Annotated in this window: 4 protein-coding genes; all 4 read right to left on the bottom strand. The window is 48.1% G+C overall.

What is annotated here, in order from left to right:
* Positions 1-20 precede the first annotated feature (20 nt).
* Positions 21-332, bottom strand: a complete 312-nt coding sequence (locus WC614_14000) for a hypothetical protein (protein MFA5034116.1) — start codon at positions 330-332, stop codon at positions 21-23.
* On the bottom strand, positions 332-1,924 hold the full coding sequence (locus WC614_13995) for a type II and III secretion system protein family protein (GenBank protein ID MFA5034115.1): 1,593 nt from the start codon (positions 1,922-1,924) through the stop codon (positions 332-334). The genes WC614_14000 and WC614_13995 overlap by 1 nt, the downstream gene beginning before the upstream one ends.
* A 277-nt stretch (positions 1,925-2,201) precedes the next feature.
* Entirely contained in the window at positions 2,202-2,948 is a 747-nt protein-coding gene (gene cpaB, locus WC614_13990) for a Flp pilus assembly protein CpaB (GenBank protein MFA5034114.1), read from the bottom strand.
* Between the two features lie 16 nt (positions 2,949-2,964).
* The coding region (locus tag WC614_13985) for an AAA family ATPase (protein ID MFA5034113.1) at positions 2,965-4,070 on the bottom strand (1,106 nt) is incomplete at its 5' end.

The following is a 4,070-nucleotide window of genomic DNA, read 5'->3' as shown; positions in this document are numbered from 1 at the left end:
AACCGCGCCAAAACCCATATCTAATCAGACCCGACATTTTTAACGTCAAAATTTGCGCCTTGCTTGGCCTTGTCCAGCTTTTCCGAAGCGCCCTCCCGATAGGCTCTAATAACTGTTTGGGCTTTTTGACCGTCCAACCCCAGGGTAGGGTTATCCTTCCGGCCATGCTCGGGATACAAGGTCTGGTTTTTAATCATATTATTGACTGCATGACCAAAATTTTGTTCCGTAACGACCGGATGTGAATTCCATTCGGCGCAGCCCGTCATCAAGCTTAAAAACAATAAACCTGCCACGGTCCACTTGGTATTTCCTTTATTTAACGTTTTCATTATTGACCCCCTTCCATTAATTGCTGACCATAGTCGCCGTCAAGGCCGCCCTTGTTACCTATAGGGTTGGCATCATTTTTTACCCAGCGGTTTCTGGATTTTCTTGATTCGGTTCTGCCCAGCACATAAAAATCAACATCATCCGGTGCAACAAAACTATCGGTCGGCAATTGTGCATTTTGTGCCAGTACCGGTTTAGCCAAACGAGGAGTAACGAAAATCACCAGTTCCGTTTGCTGATTCAGGAATTTTGAACTCCGAAATAACGCACCCAACCCCGGTATATCGCCCAGTCCCGGAAACTTGTTCACGTTCTCGCGCAATTTATCGCTGATTAACCCTGCAATGCTCATGGTTTGTCCGTCCGCCAACTCCAGCGTACTGCTTGCTTCCCGCTTGGTCAGCGACGGTATGGAAAACTGGGTATTGGTATTGCCTGCCTGAGCAACAACAGCGGCATCTTCAGATAGTTCGCTGACGCTGACGTTCATGTTCAGATTAATTCGCCCTGAATCCAGCACCACAGGAACAAATTTCAAGCCGATACCGAACTCTTTAAATATAATAGTAATTGCCCCGTTAGCTGAGCCGCCTTGCGGTACCGGAACCGGAAACTCCCCGCCTGAAATGAAGGTTGCCGGTTGTCCTGATAGCGTCGTTAAGGTGGGTTGGGCCAGAATTTTCGCCAATTGCTGATCATTGGCCGCATCGATGGTCAGATTAAAAATAGCGGTCCCGCTAATCGCTTGTAAAAACAGCGCGCCGGCGTCAAAACTATGGCGATTAAGCAAACCTCCAATACCCACTGGATTTAAACTCCCCCCTCCGTTAAAAGCCCCGACTGAAAAGCTATTGGAGGTTGATAACGCACCAAATTTAACATTCAGGCCTTTGATCAGTTTTCTGTCAATCTCGGCTACTTTTACATCCAACATAACCTGCTGGGCACCGCCGACGCCCATCAGGTTTATAACGGACGGGGTAGCGCTTTTACTGGGGTCGACTTTTGGCTGGGCGGTATTCGTTGTTACGTTAGTGCTGCCGGAGCCTCCAGGACTCCCTGTACTGCCCGCCCCAAGAGCCGTTGAAGTGCCTAAATAACCTTGCGCCAGATCGATTGCCGCCTGCATATTGGCCAAGGTGCTGACTTCGCCGCTTAATACGATATTTTTCTGCGATGAGCGAACCGCTATATTTTCATTAGGAAGCAACTCATTTAACTTGGTTTTTAATGAATCCAAGTCATGCGTCACTTCAATATCCAGAACTTCCATAACTTTCTGGTTCGCTCCCCACAGATACAAATTCGTGGTGCCTAATGATTTACCCCTGATTAATATTTGATTCGGTGGCATAAAACTGGTCTCCGCCGCCTCCGTATCCACCGGAAAATCCGCAACTGCTGAATTGCCTTGCGATATTTCAGCTATATCTTTATCCAGCGTAATCACCCTGGATTTGTTTAACCCAATCTGCACTTTGACAGATTTAATGTCCGCACTCCTTATCGCGGCAACTGAAGAATGCGCAACACCATATAGCGCGATAATTGAGAAAATACAGGTTATTGTTTTATTTATTTTTAGATTCATGGCGAACTCATTTGGTAATAACAAGCGTTAATTTTTTACTAAATTTGACTACCCACTTACCTCAGCATGAGGAATACCGTAGGCCTGAATAAGACCATCCAAGCGCGTAGCGCGAGGTGGCGTTTCCGGCGAATCCGGGTGGTGTTTGCCGGAAACACCGGTTCTCGCTGCCGCTCGAACCGGCTTATTCCGGCCTACGGGATTAATTCCGGTCGTCCATAAAACCGGCAAATTTACCCTAAGTTGGCAATCTTTAATTCCATTCTTCCGGCACCTCTTATGCCCATGGAATTACCTTTAGTAGTCGTTTTTTACCTCGTATTTTCTCAACCGACTTCGGTTGAACTTTTGCTACTTCGACAACCGCGTCTTCCACAACGCTATCCAGTGGATTTCTTAAGGTCAGCTGTATCGTTCCTTCCTGCATGGCCTGCACCATTATCTCAGCCTGATCCGGCCTTAACTCCAGCGTAACCGCTCTGACTATGGCCGGTTTTTCTTTTTCCTGGGAAGCCTCCTGATCCACAGCCAAGACTTTAATATTCTGCAACAGCGTTCGTGTGGTCGCCTTATTGGTGGTCCGATCCATTCTCGTGGACAGAATATCGATCTTGTTTCCAGGTAAAATAAACCCCGCCACACCAACCACATCATCAACCCGCACCGAAATGGCACGGTACTCCTTGGTAATCAATGCGGAAAGTGTGCTGCCGCCCAAATACTCCGAAATTCTTTTTTCCGTGATAATTTCATCCGGATAAAATTTGTTCATCGCAACTTTGTTGACGACTTGTTCTTTTGATGAATAAGCCCCTTGCGGCAGAGCTGAGTTGCCCGGCCAAGCGATCAGCTTAACCTGGGATTCTTCAAGCTTGACGCCAAAGGGGATTTCGACTGCCGCGACAACAACAGACATCGCCGTATCGGGCACCGCCCTGCCTTGTATCCAACGATTGGCAACCCACGCTGCAAGCAAAGACAGCAGTAATGCAATACTCAGCATAATAATAAATCGTCTGTTCATTTAGTCACCTCTCTTCCTATATATCAATAAAATAGGTATCCCACGCGAGCCTGATGTTTTCTTTGCTTAGGTGTCCCCGGTTGTTTTTAAATGCCGCCATATCAAGTCCGATGCCAATCAAATCCCTGGGTTGACATGGCAAAAAAGACCGCTTGGTTTGATCATATAATTCGAAAACGCAATCCAGTACGCCTTCTTCAAGCGCTACACTCCGTTCCCGGCACACATCTCCCCAAATCAGGGTGAATTGCTCCTTAGTAATGTCAGTGAATTGTATTTTGTAACCCAAACGCCTTAAGTAAGCCTCATCCGCCAATTCCAGCGGATGTAAATTGGTTGAGAACACCAGCACGGTATCAAACGGCACCGGGAAATGCTGGCCTGTTCCCACTGTCAAATAATCGATGTGCTCTTCCATCGGCACAATCCAGCGGTTTAACAATTCAATGGGGGGCATACGCTGCCGCCCCATGTCGTCAACGATATAAATACCATTATTGGTTTTTAACTGGATAGGGGCGTGGTTTAAGCGGGTGACGGGGTCGTAACGCAATTCGAGTCTGTCCATGGTCAACTCGCCACCGCTGATAGCAACCGGACGTTCGCATAAAATCAAGCGTTGATCGGTGCGGTTTTCAAAGTGATAGCCGACTTTCTCGCTGACTTGATAAACCGGCACATGAATCAGCGGATCAAAAAACTGGATGATTTCCCTGCCCACAGAAATAGCATAGGGTAGGTGAACCGGGCCGCCTAAACATCGCGCCAGGCGCTTGCAAATATAGGTTTTCCCGCTACCCGCCGGACCGTACACCATGATGGCCCGGCCGGAATGCAAGGCGGGCCCCAGTTGGTCATACAAATGATCTTCAAGCACGACACCGGCAAAAGCGTCCTTTAGTTGTTCTTTGCTTGCCGTGCAATTGAACACTGATTGCGCTTCAACCAACTGCCTATAGTGATCGATCGTAATCGGGGCGCGACCAATGTAGCCGCTGCGTAAATAGGCGTTTTTCGCTTCGGCGCGGCCTAAATCGGTTAACTGGTAACGCACTCCTGCGCTATTTTCTTTTGCGGCCAGCCCCTCAATCCGGGAGTCTTTGCGCAAGGTAGTCAGGATTC

Source organism: bacterium (genome assembly GCA_041649255.1).
Taxonomy (GTDB): domain Bacteria; phylum Hydrothermota; class UBA3073; order JACQXS01; family JAQTXJ01; genus JAQTXJ01.
This window is presented reverse-complemented; position numbering and strand designations above follow the sequence as displayed.